General features: G+C 64.0%; 17 protein-coding genes. 10 read left to right on the top strand and 7 right to left on the bottom strand.

The genetic code is table 11. From position 1 onward, the window contains the following. Positions 1-3: 3 nt before the first annotated feature. Together IM701_RS09110 and IM701_RS09105 are read right to left on the bottom strand one after the other, a co-directional pair. Entirely contained in the window at positions 4-1,068 is a 1,065-nt protein-coding gene (locus tag IM701_RS09110; protein ID WP_193826736.1) for a glycosyltransferase family 1 protein, read from the bottom strand. Next, positions 1,065-1,976 (bottom strand): UDP-2,3-diacylglucosamine diphosphatase, encoded by a 912-nt coding sequence (locus IM701_RS09105; protein WP_082013349.1) that lies wholly within the window; start codon positions 1,974-1,976, stop codon positions 1,065-1,067. Before IM701_RS09105 ends, IM701_RS09110 begins: the two co-directional genes overlap by 4 nt. Positions 1,977-2,122: 146 nt before the next feature. On the opposite strand from IM701_RS09105, the gene recN reads away from it, so the two are divergent. The 4 genes from recN to IM701_RS09085 are packed head-to-tail and all read left to right on the top strand — an operon-like array spanning position 2,123 to position 7,045. After that, positions 2,123-3,787, top strand: a complete 1,665-nt coding sequence (recN, locus tag IM701_RS09100; RefSeq protein WP_193826735.1) for a DNA repair protein RecN — start codon at positions 2,123-2,125, stop codon at positions 3,785-3,787. Between the two features lie 14 nt (positions 3,788-3,801). Then, the gene (locus IM701_RS09095) at positions 3,802-4,476 is read left to right on the top strand and encodes a GNAT family N-acetyltransferase (protein ID WP_193828401.1); all 675 of its coding nucleotides are present in this window, start codon (positions 3,802-3,804) and stop codon (positions 4,474-4,476) included. Then, complete coding sequence (gene ligA / locus IM701_RS09090; RefSeq protein ID WP_370584300.1) at positions 4,476-6,542, top strand: NAD-dependent DNA ligase LigA; 2,067 nt, start codon at positions 4,476-4,478, stop codon at positions 6,540-6,542. Before IM701_RS09095 ends, ligA begins: the two co-directional genes overlap by 1 nt. Beyond that, positions 6,542-7,045, top strand: coding sequence for a CinA family protein (locus tag IM701_RS09085; protein ID WP_193826733.1), 504 nt, complete (start codon positions 6,542-6,544; stop codon positions 7,043-7,045). The genes ligA and IM701_RS09085 overlap by 1 nt, the downstream gene beginning before the upstream one ends. On the opposite strand, the gene IM701_RS09080 is transcribed toward IM701_RS09085, so the two are convergent. The 3 genes from IM701_RS09080 to bla form a co-directional block, all read right to left on the bottom strand. Next, positions 7,030-7,827 carry an enoyl-CoA hydratase/isomerase family protein gene (locus IM701_RS09080; RefSeq protein WP_193826732.1) on the bottom strand — a complete coding sequence of 266 codons (798 nt, stop codon included), beginning with the start codon at positions 7,825-7,827 and terminating at the stop codon, positions 7,030-7,032. The genes IM701_RS09085 and IM701_RS09080 overlap by 16 nt on opposite strands. Before the next feature lie 65 nt (positions 7,828-7,892). Then, a complete protein-coding gene (locus IM701_RS09075) occupies positions 7,893-8,849 on the bottom strand; it encodes a 50S ribosomal protein L11 methyltransferase (RefSeq protein ID WP_193826731.1) in 957 nt (318 codons plus the stop codon). Further along, positions 8,846-9,706 (bottom strand): subclass B3 metallo-beta-lactamase, encoded by an 861-nt coding sequence (gene bla / locus IM701_RS09070; protein WP_193826730.1) that lies wholly within the window; start codon positions 9,704-9,706, stop codon positions 8,846-8,848. Before bla ends, IM701_RS09075 begins: the two co-directional genes overlap by 4 nt. Before the next feature lie 160 nt (positions 9,707-9,866). Between bla and sdhC the strand changes: the two genes are divergently transcribed. From sdhC to IM701_RS21880, 4 genes are all read left to right on the top strand, one after another. Then, entirely contained in the window at positions 9,867-10,292 is a 426-nt protein-coding gene (gene sdhC / locus IM701_RS09065) for a succinate dehydrogenase, cytochrome b556 subunit (RefSeq protein WP_039334091.1), read from the top strand. A gap of 39 nt (positions 10,293-10,331) precedes the next feature. Continuing rightward, a complete protein-coding gene (gene sdhD, locus IM701_RS09060) occupies positions 10,332-10,715 on the top strand; it encodes a succinate dehydrogenase, hydrophobic membrane anchor protein (protein WP_193826729.1) in 384 nt (127 codons plus the stop codon). A gap of 3 nt (positions 10,716-10,718) precedes the next feature. Then, on the top strand, positions 10,719-12,533 hold the full coding sequence (gene sdhA, locus IM701_RS09055) for a succinate dehydrogenase flavoprotein subunit (RefSeq protein WP_039333993.1): 1,815 nt from the start codon (positions 10,719-10,721) through the stop codon (positions 12,531-12,533). A 138-nt stretch (positions 12,534-12,671) separates the two neighbouring features. Next, positions 12,672-13,394 (top strand): hypothetical protein, encoded by a 723-nt coding sequence (locus tag IM701_RS21880; protein WP_305082405.1) that lies wholly within the window; start codon positions 12,672-12,674, stop codon positions 13,392-13,394. Between the two features lie 24 nt (positions 13,395-13,418). Here IM701_RS21880 and IM701_RS09045 read toward each other — a convergent pair whose 3' ends face one another. Next, positions 13,419-14,093, bottom strand: coding sequence for a hypothetical protein (locus IM701_RS09045; RefSeq protein WP_174544572.1), 675 nt, complete (start codon positions 14,091-14,093; stop codon positions 13,419-13,421). Between the two features lie 74 nt (positions 14,094-14,167). Then, positions 14,168-15,025: a neutral zinc metallopeptidase gene (locus tag IM701_RS09040; RefSeq protein ID WP_193826728.1), complete on the bottom strand. Its 858-nt coding sequence runs from the start codon at positions 15,023-15,025 to the stop codon at positions 14,168-14,170. Positions 15,026-15,120: 95 nt separating this feature from the next. Between IM701_RS09040 and IM701_RS09035 the strand changes: the two genes are divergently transcribed. Both IM701_RS09035 and IM701_RS09030 read left to right on the top strand, forming a co-directional pair. Beyond that, positions 15,121-15,906 carry a 3-hydroxybutyrate dehydrogenase gene (locus IM701_RS09035; RefSeq protein WP_039333997.1) on the top strand — a complete coding sequence of 262 codons (786 nt, stop codon included), beginning with the start codon at positions 15,121-15,123 and terminating at the stop codon, positions 15,904-15,906. Positions 15,907-16,025: 119 nt separating this feature from the next. Next, a complete protein-coding gene (locus IM701_RS09030; RefSeq protein WP_193826727.1) occupies positions 16,026-17,558 on the top strand; it encodes a M28 family peptidase in 1,533 nt (510 codons plus the stop codon). Positions 17,559-17,577 lie beyond the last annotated feature (19 nt).

The following is a 17,577-nucleotide window of genomic DNA, read 5'->3' as shown; positions in this document are numbered from 1 at the left end:
ACTTCAGGCGAACTCGCGTGCAGCGGGCTCGCGTATGGCGTCGCCCACGGCCTCGAGGAACTGATCGGTCGCGCGATCCCAGTTGTATCGCGCGCCTTGGACGGCCGCGCCGATCCGATCGCAGCGCAAGGCCTTCTGGATCGCCAGGCCAAGTTCTTCGTCCAGAGCGCCGATTTGCATGGGCAGGTCACCGGACGGGCCGCGCCCCTCACGCCCGATGATGTCGAGTGGACCCGGCACGGGATAGGCTGCAACCGGAACTCCGCAGGCAAGAGCTTCGATCATGACAAGACCGAATGTGTCGGTCCTGCTCGGAAAGACGAAGACATCGGCCGAAACATAGGCTCGCGCCAATTGCTCGCCATGGCACGCGCCCAGGAAGATCGCTGCGGGATACTGGGTCTGCAGTCTTGCCAGAGCGGGGCCGTCTCCCACGACCACTTTCGTGCCGGGCACATTTGCATCGAGGAAGGCGGTCAGGTTCTTCTCGATCGCCACGCGACCGATATTAAGCATGATCGGGCGTGGCAGATCTGCCAGTTCAGGCAATGGATCATGATCAGGATGGAACAGGTCCCGATCGATGCCGCGCGTCCAGATCCGGGTTTGCGTCACGCCGTGGCTCGCCAGTTCACCCGCCAGCGTTCGCGTCGACACCAATACCGCTCGGCTCGCACCATGAAAGCGGCGCATGACTGGCCAGAAGCGCTCGGGTTTCAAGCCGGTACGGACAGCCGCATACTCGGGAAAACGGGTATGAAAAGCGCTGGTGAACGGCACGTTATTGGCTTTGCACCAGCTCCTTGCGCTCCATCCGATCGGGCCTTCCGTGGCAATGTGCACAACGTCGGGAGCGAAGTCTGCCAGGGTGCGCCGCGTGCCGAACCGGGGCAGCATGGCGAGGCGTATCTCGCTGTAGCCAAGCAGCGGCATCGTCAGGAACTGGCTCGGCGTGACCAGTTCGATTTCGTGACCTCGCCTGATCAGGCGGTCGACAGTTGCAGCAAGGGTCCGGACGACACCGTTCACCTGCGGATGCCAGGCGTCCGTGCAGATCGCAATCCTCATGCCGGTTGCTCCTCCAACTGCGGAATGGGCTTGAGCGCTGCCTTGACTGCAGCCGCGCGCCGCGTGTCCTCGGCCCAGTCGATGATCGACATGCTGCCGTCGAACTCTTCGGCAAGCGCCGTGCAACTCTCCACCCAGTCACCATCGTTGTAATATGTCACGTCGCCGATCTGGCGGATCTCGGCGCAGTGGATATGGCCGCAAACCACACCATCCACGCCTATGTCGCGCGCGGCATGGGCAACCGCCTCCTCGAAGTCGCAGACGAACTGGACTGCGTTCTTGACCTTCTTCTTCAGGTAGGCCGACAGGGACCAGTAAGGCATCTTGAGGTGCCGACGCGCGATGTTGAACAGCACGTTGGCGCGCAGCAGCAGCGAATAGGCCTTGTCGCCCAAAAACGCCAGCCAGCGCGCATAGAGCACCACGCCATCGAACCCGTCACCATGGGTCACCAGCAGGCGGCGTCCGTCAGCGGTTTCATGAATGGTCTCGAGCGCCAGTTCCACCCCGCCAAAGCTCATGCCGGCATAGGGGCGCAGCATCTCGTCGTGATTGCCGGCTATCAGGATCACGCGCGTGCCCCGGTGCGCCATCTTGAGGATGCGCCGGATCACTTCGTTGTGCGCATCGGGCCAGTACCAGCCCTTGCTCAACCGCCAGCCGTCGACAATGTCACCGACAAGGTACAGCGTCTCGCATTCGATGGCTGCGAGGAAATCGAGGAGCATTGGTGCGTTGCAGCCGCGCGTGCCGAGGTGGACATCGGAAATCCACACGGTGCGCAGGCGGCGCTTGGGTCGAAAGCCGCGCGGTTCGGGCAGGTCGAGCCACGCTGGAGCAGACGAAATCAGATCTGCGGCGGATTTGAACGGCCTCGAGCCCTCGAGTTTCGCATGCGATGCCATGAGCGAACCTTTCTCCATCTGGAGCCGCCAATGGCGGATTCGCATTGCGGGCGTGTGGCATGCTGTCACTCGAATGAAACAAGTGGAGAACGAAAGGCTTCTCCGTGCGTGGACGAGCGCGCCACAACCGGCTAGAGAATCGCGCGATGCTCACCAGCCTGTCGATCCGCAATGTCGTGCTCATCGAGGCGCTCGATCTCAGCTTTGCCAGCGGGCTTGGCGTGCTGACGGGCGAAACCGGCGCCGGCAAGTCGATCCTGCTCGATGCGCTGGGTCTAGTTCTGGGCGATCGGGCGGACAGCGGGCTCGTCCGGGCTGGCGAAGATCAGGCCAGCGTCACCGCCACGTTCGAGTTTGACCGGATGCCCGTAGCCATTCGCTCGGCTCTGAATGACGCAGAAGTCGACATTGAACCGGGTGAGCCTTTGATCATCAAGCGCCGCGTCCGTGCCGATGGTGGGTCGAAGGCGTTCGTCAACGATCAGCCCGTCGGCGTTGCTCTGCTTCGCGAACTGGCCCGCAGCCTTGTCGAACTTCACGGCCAACACGATGATCGCGGCCTCGTAAACGCGCGCGGCCATCGTGCCCTGCTTGACCGTTATGCCGGGGCCGATGTCGCAGGCGTGGACAGCGCATGGATCAAGTGGCGCAAGGCAGAGGATGCGCTTCAGTCGGCCCGTGCCGCAGTCTCGCGCGCTGCCGAAGAACAGGACCTTCTGCTCGCCCACTTGGCCGAACTCAATGCCCTCGCTCCGATCATCGGCGAGGAGGACGAACTCGCTGGTCAGCGCGCCGATATGCAGAAGGGTGAGCGGCTTTCTGGCGACCTCGTCGAACTGCAGCGCCTGTGGGAGGGCTCCGACTCCGCCCTTGCCACGCTGCGCAGCGCCGCCCGCCGGCTTGACCGCATCGCCACCGAGCACCCCCTGCTGGCCGAAGCGCTCGAAGCGCTTGACCGGGCGGTCATCGAGGCGAGCGAGGCCGAGGACAAGCTGGCACGCGCCGCCGAGGTCCTGGCCCACGATCCCGCTCTGCTCGACCGCATCGAGACGCGGCTGTTCGACCTGCGCGCGGCTGCCCGCAAGCACGGCTGCACCGTCGATGAACTCCCCCACAAGATGACCGAGATGCGCGCTGCGCTTGACGCCATCGAAGGGGGAGAGGCCCAGATCGCAGGTCTCGAACGGACCGCGCGCGATGCGGCGCTGGACTATCAGGCGAAGGCCGAGACGCTCTCGGTCCAGCGCGCCGAAGCTGCCCGCAGGCTCGACAAGGCAGTGGCGGCTGAACTGGCCCCGCTTAAGCTTGATGCTGCCAAGTTCCACACAGCGGTCCTACGACTGCCCGATGATCGCTGGGGCGCTGGCGGAATCGATGCTGTCGAGTTCCTGATCTCGACCAACCCCGGCGCGGATTTCGCCCCACTCGGCAAGATCGCCTCGGGCGGCGAACTTTCGCGTTTCATCCTCGCGCTTAAGGTCGCGCTTGCTGAAGAGGGCGGCGCGGCAACGATCATCTTCGACGAGATTGACCGTGGCGTCGGCGGTGCGGTGGCGAGCGCGATCGGCGACCGGCTGGCGCGCCTCGCCAGTGGCGGGCAGTTACTTGCCGTCACGCACAGCCCGCAGGTCGCCGCGCGCGGCGACCGCCACTACATGATCGCCAAAAGCTCGGATGGCACCGTCACCCGCACGTCGGTCGCGTTGCTCGATGCAGCGGCGCGCAAGGAGGAAATCGCGCGCATGCTTTCGGGCGCTGAGGTTACTGCCGAAGCTCGGGCACAAGCCGATCGCCTGCTGGAGCGGGCGTGATCGAAATTTCGCAAATGGTGCAACTCAATTTGCTCGACCGCCCTGTCTGGCACTCGCTTGGCGGGCCACAGAACGCACTCGACGTGGGGACGGGGTCGGTGCGTCGTCTTAATCCTGCTTATGGACCGTTTGCCGCAGCAGATCCCGGCAATGAGGGAGACCTGGCGCAGCATCTGCACGGGGGTGAGATCTGGCTTGTCGAGCCCGAAGCCTTGCCTGCGCCCGTGGGCCTGCAGGTCTTGCGCGAGGCGCCGCTCCTGCAGATGATCGCCGATGCTCCCATCGCCCCGATCCAAGATGCCGAGATCGTGGCACTGGGCGAAGCCGATGCAGCCGAGATGGCGGAACTGGCTCTTGCGACCGAGCCGGGACCTTGGGCACCGCAGACTTGGCGCTATGGCCAGTTTCACGGCATCCGCATCGATGGCCGCCTCGCCGCGATGGCAGGCGAACGCATGCGCCCCGCAGCTCACCTTGCCGAACTCAGCGGTGTCTGTACCTGGCCGGAATTCCGGGGCAGGGGCCTTGCCGCGCGTCTGATCCGGAAGGTCATGGCCGGCATGGCAGCGCGGGGCGAAGTGCCGTATCTGCACAGCTACGCCAGCAACGTCTCGGCGATCCGACTTTATGAAAGCCTGGGCTTCCGCGCCCGTCGCCCGATGGTTGCCACGCTCCTTGGACCAGCATGATGATCGAGATAACCGAAGCCGAAGCCGCCAACGAACTCATGCGGCTGGCGCGGCAGATTGCAAAGCATAACCGCCTTTACCATGCGGAGGATTCGCCCGAGATTTCCGACGCCGAGTACGACGCGCTGGTGCGCCGCAATGCCGAGCTTGAAGCCGCATTCCCGCATCTGATCCGGCCCGATAGTCCCAGCGCGCAAGTCGGGCACGAAGTTGCAGCCTCGCCGCTGGGCAAGGTCACCCACGAGGTTCGCATGATGAGCCTCGACAACGCCTTCACCGATGAGGAAGTCGAGGAATTCGTCGCCCGCGTCCGCCGCTTCCTCGCGCTGCCGGAAAGCGCCGAAGTGGTTATGACCGCCGAGGACAAGATCGACGGCCTGTCCTGCTCGCTGCGCTACGAGAACGGCAGGCTGGTCCGAGCAGCGACGCGCGGTGACGGGCAGGTCGGCGAGGACGTGACCGCGAACGTGGCGCATATCGCCGATATCCCGCAGGAGCTGAAGGGTGCAGGTCTTTTCGACGTGCCCGCAGTCTTCGAGATTCGCGGCGAGGTCTACATGGCCAAGGCCGACTTCCTCGCGCTCAATGCCCGGCAGGCCGAAGCAGGCGACAAGGTCTTCGCCAACCCGCGCAATGCCGCTGCGGGTTCGCTGCGCCAGAAGGATGCGAGTGTCACCGCCGCCAGGCCATTGCGCTTTCTCGCCCACGGTTGGGGTGCGACGAGCGAGGTGCCCGCGCCCACGCAATTCGAGATGATGCGCAAGATTGCACAGTGGGGTGTGCCGGTTTCGCCACTGCTGGTGCGGTGCTCGTCGGCTGCCGAGATGGTCGCGCATTACCGCACGATCGGCCAACAGCGCGCCGATCTGCCCTATGACATCGACGGCGTCGTCTACAAGGTTGACCGGCTCGACTGGCAGGAGCGTCTCGGCTTCGTCGCCAAGGCCCCGCGCTGGGGCATCGCCCACAAGTTCCCCGCCGAAAAGGCCGAGACGACTCTCGAGGCTATCGACATCCAGGTCGGCCGCACGGGCAAGCTGACGCCGGTGGGCCGTCTCAAGCCGGTACTTGTCGGCGGCGTCACCGTTACCAACGTCACCCTGCACAACCGCGACGAGATCGGGAGGTTGGGGCTTCGCGTCGGCGATCGCATCGTGCTCCAGCGCGCGGGCGACGTGATTCCGCAGGTGGTCGAGAACCTCACGCGCGACGAGCCGCGCGAATCATACCACTTCCCGGACCATTGCCCCGAGTGCCAGTCCGAAGCGGTGGCGGAGGAGGGGGAGGTCGACGTTCGCTGCACCGGTGGCCTCATCTGCCCCGCCCAGCGAGTCGAACGCCTCAAGCACTTCGTCAGCCGCGCCGCGCTCGACATCGAAGGGTTGGGGGAAAAGACGATCATCGAGTTCTTTCAGCTCGGCTGGCTTGAAAGCCCGGCCGACATTTTCCGCCTGAGAAAGCGCCGCAGCGACATCGTCGGGCGCGAAGGCTGGAAGGACAAGTCTGTGGACAACCTGTTGGCAGCCATCGAGGCCAAGCGCCAGCCCGACGCGGCGCGCCTGCTCTTCGGCTTGGGGATTCGCCACGTCGGTGCTGTCACGGCACGCGATCTGATGAAGCGCTTCGTTACGCTTCCCCACTTGCGCGACGCCGCCATTGCTGCGCGGGAAGGCGGCGATGCGACTGCAGACCTCCTCTCCATCGAGGGCGTCGGCCCAGTGGTAGTCGAAGCGTTGGGCGACTTCTTCCACGAACCGCATAACATCGCGGTGTGGGAGGACCTGCTCTCGGAAGTCACCCCGCCACCCTACGTGGTCGAGACAAAGGACAGCGCCGTGGCCGGCAAGACCATCGTCTTTACCGGCAAGCTCGAAACGATGAGCCGTGACGAGGCCAAGGCCCAGGCTGAAGCCCTGGGCGCGCGCGCGGCCGGTTCCGTCTCTGCCAAGACTGATCTTGTAGTGGCAGGACCCGGCGCAGGTTCCAAACTGAAGCAAGCGGCCGCGCTGGGCATCGACGTTATAGATGAAGCGGCTTGGGCCGAGATCGTGCGGAGCGCAGGTTGATGCTCCACGACTTGGCCGCCATAGCCGCTGCGGCAGGAACCCTGCTCAAGGCGCGCAACCAGACCATTGCCGTCGTCGATGGCTCCACCGGAGGCCTCATCTCTGCGAGCTTGCTCGCCATGCCCGGCGCATCGGCGTTTTACCTTGGCGGCGGGGTGATCTACACGCTCAAGGGGCGGCGCATGGTGCTCGGCCACCCGCCAGGCTCGCTACGCGGCTACACTTCGGCGCAGGAGGACTATGCTCTGGCGCAAGCGCGGCTGATGCGCGAACGCTACAGTTCCGATTGGGCCATCGCCGAAACCGGCGCTTCCGGCGGTAGCTCACATCCCTTGGGCGTCGCTTCCGGCACCAGCGCGATTGGCGTCGTCGGGCCGGACGGGATCGAGGCGTCAGTGCGGGTTATGACCAACAGTGACGACCGTCTTGCCAACATGCAGGCTTTCACCCGCGCCGCGCTGATCCTGTTGCGTGATACCTTGGCCGCTCACTCCGGCACGTAGTTCGGCTTTCGCTTCTCCAGAAACGCCTGCATTCCCTCGCGGAAATTGGGGCTGGCCGCCGTCATCAACTGATTGCGGTTCTCGATCGCCATTGCCGCCTCCAGGCTTGGCGCGTCGATGGCAAGGTTGAGGCCCTCCTTGGTCATCCGCAGACCCATAGGCGAGGCGGCAAGCAGGTCATCGACATACGTCTGGCCGACCGCTTCAAGTTGCTCGTCGGGTACGACTTCCGAAACGAGCCCGGTCGCCAGGGCGCGAGGGGCGTGGATGAAACGCCCCGTCAGCATCAGTTCGCTCGCTACCGAAGTGCCGACCAGACGTGGCAGGAAATAGCTGCAGCCCATGTCGCAGGCCGAGAGTCCGAGCTTGATGTAGGCGGCGTTCATCCTCGCGCTTGTCCCCGCAATGCGAATGTCCGAGGCCAGCACGAACGAGAAGCCACCGCCACAGGCCGCACCATGGACTAGGCTGACAATCGGCTGTGGGCTGCGCCGCATCTTTATATAGACGTCGGCCAGATAGCCCTGAAAGCTGAACCCGCCCGCAAACGGGATATCCTCGCGGTTCTCGGCGCGTTCCTTGATATCCAGCCCTGCGCAGAAGGCCTTGCCCGCGCCGCGCATCACAACGACGCGGGTATCACGGTCGTGGAACAGCTTGCCAAAGTAGTCGGATAGCTCGCGCACCATCTGCAGCGAGATCGCGTTGAGCACCTTCGGCCGGTTCAGCGTTACCCAGTCCGCTGCGCCCCGCTTTTCGATGGTGAAGGTCTCGTAGGTCATCGCGCATCTCCCGCCTTAACCGAATGATCAATCGAGCGCGGGCGATGCACAAGCCCCGTAGCGCGCTACCAGCGCTTCGACCACTCCGGCAGAGTGCCAACCCGGCTTGCGCGCACACCGCCTGCCGCGCGCCGTCGCAACCACAGGATCGACCAGTCGCCGCGCACCATCCGCGCCGCCAGCCTCAGGCCCGCCTTGCGATAGGCTGCCCGGACAGTGGCTTCCTGCGTTTCAAGCAGTCCGGCCAGCAGCACGCTGCCACCCGGCACAACGGCGCGGGCGAATTCCGGTGCCAGTTCGACCAGCGGCCCGGCAAGGATGTTGGCGATCAGCAGGTCATAGGGCCCGGCCGCCTGGAGCAGGGGATGGTCCATTCCGGCGGCGATGACCATGGCCATGCGTCCAACGCCATCGCCCAGCGGAATGCCGTTGTTGGCCGCGTTCTCTGCCACGACCGGGCCGCAAACAGCATCGATGTCACTGGCGATGGCCCGGGCGGTCGGCCACAGATGCAGCCCGGCGAAGCCGAGCAGACCGGTGCCGGTGCCGATGTCAGCCAGGTTGCGCACGGTCACGCCTTGCCGCTTCATGTGGCTCAACATGGCGAGGCAGCCTGCGGTAGTTGCATGCTGGCCGGTGCCGAACGCCTGGCTTGCAGGGATAACGAAGTCTCGAACGCCACGCTCGAGGAGCGGCGGATATTCGGGCGTGTGAACATGAAAGACGCCCTCGCGGATGGGTTCGACGCCTTGCTGGCTCAGCGTCACCCAGTCGGTATCGGGCAGCTTCTCGATCTGCAGCGTGGGCGGCGCCCCTTCGAACAGATCGGCAATGGCGTTCTGATCAGCCTTGGTCGGCTTGCGGTCAAGCCAGGCTTCCAGCTGCCAGTCCTCGGGCTTGTCCTCGGCGATTTCGCTGCCAGCAATGACGATGTCGTGGTCCCAGTCCCAGGCATCCTCATGCGCGATCAGGGCGGCCTGAATCACATCGCGCGGGGCGTAGATAGTGACTTTCCAGCTCATTTACGCAGTGCCTTTTCCAGACGATCCCGCGCGCCTGCCGCCAGCGCCTTGCAGGCATCGGGGTCGGCAAGCGGTTCGGATCCACTCATCCGCTCAAACATGGCGCTGGCCGAAGGATGCGGCGTCAGCAGGACGCCGCATTCCAGCGCCTCCACTTGCGCGAAGGTCTTGCGGAACATCGCCACGCGCTCGGGATGATCGGCAAAACGATAGGTGCCGAGCGGGAGAGCGGTCAGGCTGTCGACGTATGTGATCGTGCGGCAGTCAGTCCCCTCGCACGATTTCCAATGCCAGCTGGTCGAACCCTCGGTGTGGCCGGGAGTCTGGAAAGCCGTGATCTTGAGCGGCCCGACGCTGAACACGTCCCCGGTCTTCAATGCGAAGTCTACTCTTGCAGGGCGACTGCCATGAATTTCCTGCACTTGCGGGTCAGCGGGGCTGACTTTGCCGCTGCGTATTACCTTGGCCGCTTCTGCCGTGGCGACGAAGCGCGCACCGGTTGCCTTCTCCAACGCGGCGAGACCGCCAACGTGGTCGAAATGCTCATGGCTTGAGACGATCAGGCCGATGTCCTTCGGGTTGAATCCCAGCTTGCGGATATTGGCAAGGATTTGCGGCACTGCCTCTTCCACCGCTGCATCGACCAGGATGTGCCCCTGCGGGCCGGTGATCAGCAGGACCGAGACGTTGCAGGTGCCGACATACCAGACATTGCCGAAGATCTGGGCAGGCGGGGCGGGATCGGAGAAGTTCTCCTTGCCCTCGCACTGGCGAATGATTGCACGGGCTGCGGCAGTATCGGCCGGGGCGGGCGTCACCGCAGTCGCTGCGGCCAGGACGGCGAGTGTCATGCTCATGAGGGTCGTCTAGGGACCGCGCTGGACAAGCGCAACCGGCTGTCCTTTTTTACATCCCGCATACGCTTGCGCAGGCGGTCTTTTCGACTAATAGGACTCGCAATCCGTCGCGGGGGCTGTCCTTTCCGCGATCCTTGTACCTAGTCGAGGGGGTATGTTCATGGCGCAGGCGCGCAAGGCACGGCCGATTTCTCCGCATCTCCAGATCTGGCGCTGGGGCCCGGCCATGCTGGTTTCGATCCTGCACCGCATCACCGGCAACGGCCTTGCGTTTGCAGGTCTGGGGCTTCTGCTGTGGTGGATCGGTGCGCTGGCAAGCGGGGCAGGGGCCTATCAGACGTTCCTGGACTACGTGTGGCTCGGCACTGGCGGTGGCCTGCAGACGGTTACCGCGATCCTCGGCAAGATCGTGCTTGTCGGCCTGACCTGGGCCTTCTTCCAGCACGCCGCTTCGGGCATCCGCCACCTGATCCTCGATATCGGCGCGGGATACGAACTGGAAACCAATGCCCGCTGGTCGAGCCTGACAATCGTCATCTCGGTCCTCCTCACCATCGCATTCTGGGCTTTCGTGCTGCTGCGCTGAGCGCCGGCACGAACCGTCAAGCAAGGAAGGCTTACTCCCATGGGTAACGGCACCTCCATCGGTCGCGTGCGCGGGCTGGGCTCCAGCCACGAAGGCACCCATCACTGGCTCACGCAGCGCCTCACGGCGGTGGGCAACCTCGTCCTGATCACGTTCCTGATCGTCAGTCTCGCGCTGCTGCCGGACTACACCTATGCCACTGTGCGCGGTTGGGTCGCGCGGCCGCTGCCGTCGATCGCGCTCATCCTGATCATGATCAACACCTTCACCCATGCCCGTATGGGCGTGCAGGTCATGCTCGAAGATTATGTCCATGAAGAAGGCGGCAAGGTTGTCGCCTGGCTTCTGGTCAATGCAGTGCCCTTCGCGGCCGCTGCCTTCGGCATCCTTTCGGTTCTGCGCATTGCGCTCGGGGGCGCATAAGACATGACTTCGACTCAGCCTGCCTACAAGATCATCGACCACACCTACGACACCGTCGTCGTCGGTGCCGGCGGTTCGGGCCTGCGCGCCACCATGGGCTCGGCCCAGGCCGGCCTGCGCACCGCCTGCATCACCAAGGTCTTCCCGACGCGCTCGCATACCGTGGCAGCGCAGGGCGGTATCGCCGCCTCGCTCGGCAACAATTCGCCCGATCACTGGACCTGGCACATGTACGACACCGTCAAGGGGTCGGACTGGCTGGGTGACCAGGACGCCATCGAATACATGGTGCGCGAAGCTCCGGCTGCGGTCTATGAACTCGAGCACGCCGGCGTGCCGTTCAGCCGCAACCCGGAGGGCACGATCTACCAGCGTCCGTTCGGTGGCCACATGCAGAACATGGGTGAAGGCCCGCCGGTGCAGCGCACCTGCGCCGCGGCTGATCGTACCGGCCACGCCATGCTTCACGCGCTGTACCAGCAGTCGCTGAAGTACGACGCGGACTTCTTCATCGAATACTTCGCGATCGACCTGATCATGGAAAACGGCGAATGCCGGGGCGTGATCGCGCTGTGCATGGACGATGGCTCGATCCACCGCTTCCGCAGCCATGCGGTCGTGCTGGCCACTGGCGGCTATGGCCGTTCGTACTTCACGGCCACCTCGGCCCACACCTGCACCGGTGACGGCGGCGGCATGGTCCTGCGTGCGGGCCTTCCTCTGCAGGACATGGAATTCGTCCAGTTCCACCCGACCGGCATCTACGGCGCCGGCGTGCTCATCACCGAAGGTGCACGTGGTGAGGGCGGCTACCTCACCAACTCCGAGGGCGAGCGCTTCATGGAGCGCTATGCCCCGTCGGCCAAGGACCTCGCCTCGCGTGACGTCGTCTCGCGTTCGATGGCAATGGAAATCCGCGAAGGGCGCGGCGTCGGCCCGCACAAGGACCACATCTACCTGCACCTCGATCACATCGATGCAGGCGTCCTGGCTGAACGTCTGCCGGGCATCACCGAAAGCGGCAAGATCTTCGCAGGCGTCGACCTTACGCGCCAGCCGCTGCCGGTCGTGCCGACCGTCCACTACAACATGGGCGGCATCCCCTGTAACTACCACGGCGAAGTCGTCACCATCGGTGCCGACGGCAACCCCGAGACGGTCGTCCCCGGCCTGTTCGCAGTGGGTGAAGCCGCCTGCGTTTCGGTCCACGGCGCCAATCGCCTCGGCTCGAACTCGCTGATCGACCTTGTCGTGTTCGGTCGTGCCACTGGCCTGCGCCTCAAGGAACTGATCAAGCCGGGCACCTCGCACAACTCGCTGCCCAAGGACAGCGCCGACCTTGCGCTGACCCGCCTAGATCACTTCCGCCACGCCAAGGGCGGCTCGCCCACGGCCGAGGTTCGCGTCGAAATGCAGCGCACGATGTCGGCCCACGCCGCAGTGTTCCGCACCGACGAACTGATGGCTGAAGGCAAGGTCAAGCTCGCCAACACCTACAAGCGCATGGAGGACATCCATGTGTCCGACCGTTCGCTGATCTGGAACTCGGATCTCGTCGAGACGCTCGAACTCGACAACCTGATCAGCCAGGCCTCGGTCACCATGCATTCGGCCTACAACCGCAAGGAAAGCCGCGGCGCCCACGCGCACGAGGATTTCCCCGAGCGCAACGATGCCGAATGGATGAAGCACACCGCAGCCTGGTTCAACGGCTGGGGCGGCAAGGGCGGCGAAGTCCGTCTCGACTATCGCCCGGTCCACGAATACACGCTGACCGACGACGTCGAGTACATCAAGCCGAAGAAGCGCGTGTACTGACCTGACGCCAATTCCTCGACACTGGTCCATGCGGACTGGCGGTTTGTCGAACGTGAGATGATCTGATGCCGGGGTAGGAATACTCCGGCATCAGTCATTTTCGGCCCGGTGAGACGGGCAGCCTGGGGAGGCAGTTCGATGAAAAGCGGTTGGAAGCATTCGAAGCTGACGCTTATTGCAGGAGCCGCGCTGGTCATCAGCGCTGCGGGGGCCATGGCACAAGGCATTACGGACATGCCGCCGCCACCTGCTCCGCCCGCGCCGCCCGCACCTCCGGCTCCCCCGTCACCTCCCGCACCGCCAGCGCCGCCTGCGCCAAGCATGGGGCAGCAAACCGTCATCATCGAAAAGCATGGCGGCGCAGATGGGCAAGAGCACGTCCGCACCGTCACCCGCGATGGCAAGACCTTCGTGTTCAAGAGCGACAAGCCATTGTCTGACGCGGACGTCGAGGCGAAGATCGCCCGTGCGGAGGCTGGCATTCCGCCCGTCCCGCCCATGCCTCCGGCTCCCCCGCTGCCTGGCAAGGGCGAGCGCCGCATGCAGCGCGTGATCGTGATCAACGGCGAGAACGAAGGCGTGACCGACATCATTTCCGAGGACGGTCCGCATTGCCGGGGCAAGAATGCCTACGCCAACGTCGATGCCTCCGAGGAGAACGACGGCAAGGTCACTCGCGTGCGAATCCGCACATGCGGCAGCGAGGCAGACATCGAGAAGCATGCCATGGCCGAAGCGCTCGCCGGCATTCGTCAGGCGCGCGAGGAAATCGCCCGCGACAAATCGTTGTCAGACAGCATCCGCAAGCAGGTCCTCAAGGAACTCGACGCTGAAATGGCCAAGCTCAAGGCGAAGGGATAAGCGGTATCTGGCCGAGAAGGTCTTTCAGTCAGCCTTCTGGACGACCGGTTTGCTTTCGAAGCGGATCGGATCGGCGTTGCCCGGCTTCGATTTTGCGGACTTCTTGTCGTCGTCCTTCTTGCTGTCGTCCTTCTTTTCGCGTTCCGCCTTGGCCTCTGCTGCTTCGCGTGCGGACCACAAGGCTGAAACATCCTTTGGCGTTGCCGCGCTCGCCGGGTATTTGCAGCCGCGCTGTTCGCCGACGCCCTTAAGATAGGCGCGGCGCACCGACCCTGCGTAGATCGCCTCGTTCCACTTGCGCTGCTGGGCATTTGCGCCACTGATTTCGCGGATTACGCCGCCGAACGGAATCAGTGAGCCAACGAGTGACTTGGCAATATTGCCCATCTTCAGCGTCGAATTGCCATCGTCCCGTGCCACGTCGATGTCGTCACCAAGAACAGCGTCAAGCTTGGTGATCTCTGCGGCGATGGCAGGACACTTGCGCATGCCGGCAAGATCATAAGGCTTCTGCCGCGCAGCGACGAGAATTTCCGGCACTTCGTCCTTCTTGATGTTCAAGTCGGACAAAGGCTTCGTAACCACATCACTCGCCGTCACCTTTTCCTCCGAAACCGCAGTCTGTGCGGCGAGAGGGAAGGCAACGGCAAGCGTGCAAGGCAGTATCGTTGCGAACCGAAGGGCCTTGGTAAACTTCATTGTCTGCTCCCCGTTTAACGGATGAAGTCTTCAGGCCCTTCGCGGTTCCGTGAATTAATGTTAACAAACACTCATCACAGCGCGGCGAACGTGTCGCACTGGTCCTCGTCCGCTGTCTCGATTCCCTTGCGCAGCCACTGCATCCGCTGCGAGGCGCTGCCGTGTGTGAACGCATCCTCCACCGGACGGCGGCCTGCCGCCTTCATCAAAGTATCGTCGCCGATCTGGTGTGCTGCACGCATGCCTTCCTCGATGTCGCCCGCTTCGATGCGATCCCGATTGCGGCCTGCCCAGACGCCGGCATAACAGTCGGCCTGAAGTTCGAGAGCGACTGAGTAGCGGTTGGCCTGGCTCGGACTGCTCTGCTGCAACTGCCGCACCTTGGCTGACGTGCCGAGCAGGCTCTGGATATGGTGGCCGTATTCGTGCGCCATCACATAGACACGGGCAAAGTCGCCGCCGGCACCCATCTGACGGTCCATTTCGGTGTAGAAATCGGTGTCGATATAGATGCCGCTGTCGCTCGGGCAGTAGAACGGCCCCATCGCGCTCTGTGCCGCGCCGCAGCCCGACCGGCCATTCTGCGAGTAAAACACGAGAGTCGGGGCTTCGAACGGGATATTGGCCTGCTGGAACAGTGGGCCCCACGTCTTGTTGAGCGAGGACAGCGCGTTGCAGCTTTCCTTGCTGAATTCGTTGACGGAGCAGCTTTCTGCCAAGGAGGCGCCACCCTGCTGTTCAACTGGTGCCGAAACCTGGCCCTGCTGCATCGAACCCAGCATCTGCATCGGGTCGACGCCGAACACCACTGCGGCAATCAATGCGATCACGATCGAGCCGCAACCCACCTTGCCGCCGCCGCCGAACGGGAAGCCGCCGCCGCCGCGTTGATCCTGGACATTGATGGAACTGTCGAAATCGTCGAGCCGCATGGGCAATCCCCTTTTTTGCGTTTGCGACTGGACAAGCGGCGAGCCGCCCGCGATGCCAGCGCGATCAATCCATCCAGAAACCCCGGAGTAATCGAATGTTCCTGAAGGGCAAGTGCGCGCTCATCACCGGCTCCACCTCGGGCATCGGCCTCGCCTATGCGCGGGCGCTGGCCGCAGAAGGAGCGGACATTGTTCTCAATGGCTTCGGTGATGCCGAACAGATCAAGGCGCTGTGCGAAGAACTTGCCTCTGTCAGCGGCGGCCGGGCGATCTTTGCCGCAGGGGACCTGACGAAGCGCGAAGGCACCGAAGCGATGGTGGCGACGGCGTTGGCGGAGTTTGGCGCGGTCGACATCCTGATCAACAACGCGGGAATGCAGCACGTCGCCCCGGTCGAGGAATTCCCGGTCGACAAGTGGGACACGATCATCGCGCTCAACCTCACGGCCGCGTTCGACGCCTGCCGCCTGTGCATTCCGGGCATGAAGGCCAAGGGATGGGGTCGCATCCTGTTCACGGCCTCGGCCCATTCGCTCACGGCTTCGCCTTACAAGGCCGCCTATGTGGCGGCCAAGCATGGCATTGCCGGGCTGACCAAGACGCTTGCCCTGGAGCTGGCAACCGACGGCGTGACCGCGAACTGCATCAGCCCCGGCTACGTCTGGACGCCGCTGGTCGAGAACCAGATTCCCGATACGATGAAGGCAAGGGGCCTGACGCGCGATCAGGTCATCAACGATGTCCTGCTGGAGCGGCAACCCACCAAGCAATTCGTCCAGCCGGAAGATTGCGCGGCGCTCGCGTTGTTCCTGTGCCGTCATGAAGCGCGCAACATTACCGGGGCGAATTACAACGTCGACGGTGGCTGGGTGGCGCAATAAAGGGCAACCACCAACCTCCTATGTAAAGTTCTGTTCATCATCCACGCCCCAATTGGGAACTTGCGCCTCGCTCCCGCTTTTGAGAGCAAGGGTCTGCGACGAGGCGTTTGGGGTCGGCGATGAAGCGTTACGGGGGGTGGACAGTAGCGATAAGGGGAAGCTTGGTCCTCGGCGCGCTGCTCCTCGTCTCCGCGAGGCCGGCGCCGAAGAAGCCCGGCCCGGTGGAGATCGCGCTCAAGGCCCACGTCGAAACCCTGGCGAGCGACGCCTTCGATGGACGCGAACCGGGCACCGAGGGTGAAACCAAGACGCTGCGCTATCTCGCGCGTCAGTGGTTCGACATCGGGCTGTCTGCCGGGACCAACATGCCTGGCAACGGCTGGTTCGCCCCAGTGGAACTTGTCGAGCGTGAACCGGTGCTGTCACGTGCCAGCTTCATGCGCGGTCGCAAGCGGGTGAACTTGCCGATCGACAGCGTGTTCGTGGTAACGTCTGGCCTGCGCAGCCTTGTGCAGGATGCGCCACTGGTGTTCGTCGGGCAGGCCACGTCACCCGTCACGTCGCGCGCGGAACTTGCCGGCCGGGTTGCCGTGATGCTCGACAGCCTGCCCGAGGGCCTTGCGCGAGATCGGGCAGGTGATCGCGCGGGGCGGTTGCTGGATGCCGGCGCGCTGGCGGTTGTCACCGTACTTGATGATGAGCGGGGTCTGGAAGATGTGATCGCCCGCCGGCGTCGCGCCGGCTATGCGGTCGCAGGCGAAAGAATCGGAAATGAGATCGAGGCATTCCTGTCGTCGGCAACGGCCGAGACGCTGCTCGCCGGAACGGCACGGCCGACCGTGGCCCGGCTTCAGGCAGATGCCCGGGCAGCAGACTTTTCGCCTTATCTTCTCGGGATTTCCGGCAATTTCGAGGCAACTAGCCGCGAAACGCGGATCAAGACCCACAACCTGATCGGCAAGCTGGAAGGGCGCAATCCTTCGGCGGGGGCCGTCCTGATGATGGCGCACTGGGACCATTTCGGCGAGTGCGGCAGCGCGCCGGCCGAGGACCTGATCTGCAACGGCGCGATCGACAATGCATCGGGCCTTGCGGTCATGACCGAAACCGCGCGCATTCTCTCGCGCGGCAAGCCTCTGGAGCGCGACGTCTATTTCCTCGCGACTACGGGGGAGGAACTCGGCCTGCTCGGCGCGATGGCCTTTGCCGAAAACCCGCCGATCCCGCTCGATCGGTTCGTCGCCGCGTTCAATGTCGACAGTACCGGGCTGGTCCCGCCGGGTGGGCCGATCGGCGTGGTCGGCAAGGGGCTGACGCCGCTCGATCCGCTGATTGCCGATGTCGTCAAGCGTATGAAGCGCAAGCTCGCGCCGGGTGATGCGCCCAACGCCTATATCCGGCGGCAGGACAGCTTCATCCTGATGCAGCACGATGTCCCGGCGGTGATGGTCAGCAACTCCTACGGCGACATGGAGCGGACCGAGCGGTTCATGGAGGATACCTATCATCGTCCCAGCGACCAGCCAGGGCCGTGGATCGACTACGCCGGGATGGCCGACGACGTGAACCTGCAGGTCGAACTGATCCGCGCCTTTGCCGATCCGAAACGCTACCCGGCGCGCGCTTCGGCCCCGTCTGCAAAGCGCCCCTGATTTCGGGAACCAAACCCTC

This window comes from Novosphingobium sp. ES2-1, assembly GCF_015169775.1.
GTDB lineage: Bacteria > Pseudomonadota > Alphaproteobacteria > Sphingomonadales > Sphingomonadaceae > Novosphingobium > Novosphingobium subterraneum.
This window is presented reverse-complemented; position numbering and strand designations above follow the sequence as displayed.

Excerpts from the sequence above, each read along its gene's own strand:
- IM701_RS21880 (WP_305082405.1), top strand. The coding sequence starts at position 12,672 with ATGAAAAGCGGTTGGAAGCATTCGAAGCTGACGCTTATTGCAGGAGCC.
- IM701_RS09030 (WP_193826727.1), top strand. The coding sequence starts at position 16,026 with ATGAAGCGTTACGGGGGGTGGACAGTAGCGATAAGGGGAAGCTTGGTC.
- IM701_RS09105 (WP_082013349.1), bottom strand. The coding sequence starts at position 1,976 with ATGGCATCGCATGCGAAACTCGAGGGCTCGAGGCCGTTCAAATCCGCC.
- sdhA (WP_039333993.1), top strand. The coding sequence starts at position 10,719 with ATGACTTCGACTCAGCCTGCCTACAAGATCATCGACCACACCTACGAC.
- IM701_RS09035 (WP_039333997.1), top strand. The coding sequence starts at position 15,121 with ATGTTCCTGAAGGGCAAGTGCGCGCTCATCACCGGCTCCACCTCGGGC.
- bla (WP_193826730.1), bottom strand. The coding sequence starts at position 9,706 with ATGAGCATGACACTCGCCGTCCTGGCCGCAGCGACTGCGGTGACGCCC.
- IM701_RS09095 (WP_193828401.1), top strand. The coding sequence starts at position 3,802 with ATGGTGCAACTCAATTTGCTCGACCGCCCTGTCTGGCACTCGCTTGGC.
- recN (WP_193826735.1), top strand. The coding sequence starts at position 2,123 with ATGCTCACCAGCCTGTCGATCCGCAATGTCGTGCTCATCGAGGCGCTC.
- sdhC (WP_039334091.1), top strand. The coding sequence starts at position 9,867 with ATGGCGCAGGCGCGCAAGGCACGGCCGATTTCTCCGCATCTCCAGATC.
- ligA (WP_370584300.1), top strand. The coding sequence starts at position 4,476 with ATGATCGAGATAACCGAAGCCGAAGCCGCCAACGAACTCATGCGGCTG.
- IM701_RS09075 (WP_193826731.1), bottom strand. The coding sequence starts at position 8,849 with ATGAGCTGGAAAGTCACTATCTACGCCCCGCGCGATGTGATTCAGGCC.
- sdhD (WP_193826729.1), top strand. The coding sequence starts at position 10,332 with ATGGGTAACGGCACCTCCATCGGTCGCGTGCGCGGGCTGGGCTCCAGC.
- IM701_RS09040 (WP_193826728.1), bottom strand. The coding sequence starts at position 15,025 with ATGCGGCTCGACGATTTCGACAGTTCCATCAATGTCCAGGATCAACGC.
- IM701_RS09110 (WP_193826736.1), bottom strand. The coding sequence starts at position 1,068 with ATGAGGATTGCGATCTGCACGGACGCCTGGCATCCGCAGGTGAACGGT.
- IM701_RS09045 (WP_174544572.1), bottom strand. The coding sequence starts at position 14,093 with ATGAAGTTTACCAAGGCCCTTCGGTTCGCAACGATACTGCCTTGCACG.
- IM701_RS09080 (WP_193826732.1), bottom strand. The coding sequence starts at position 7,827 with ATGACCTACGAGACCTTCACCATCGAAAAGCGGGGCGCAGCGGACTGG.
- IM701_RS09085 (WP_193826733.1), top strand. The coding sequence starts at position 6,542 with ATGCTCCACGACTTGGCCGCCATAGCCGCTGCGGCAGGAACCCTGCTC.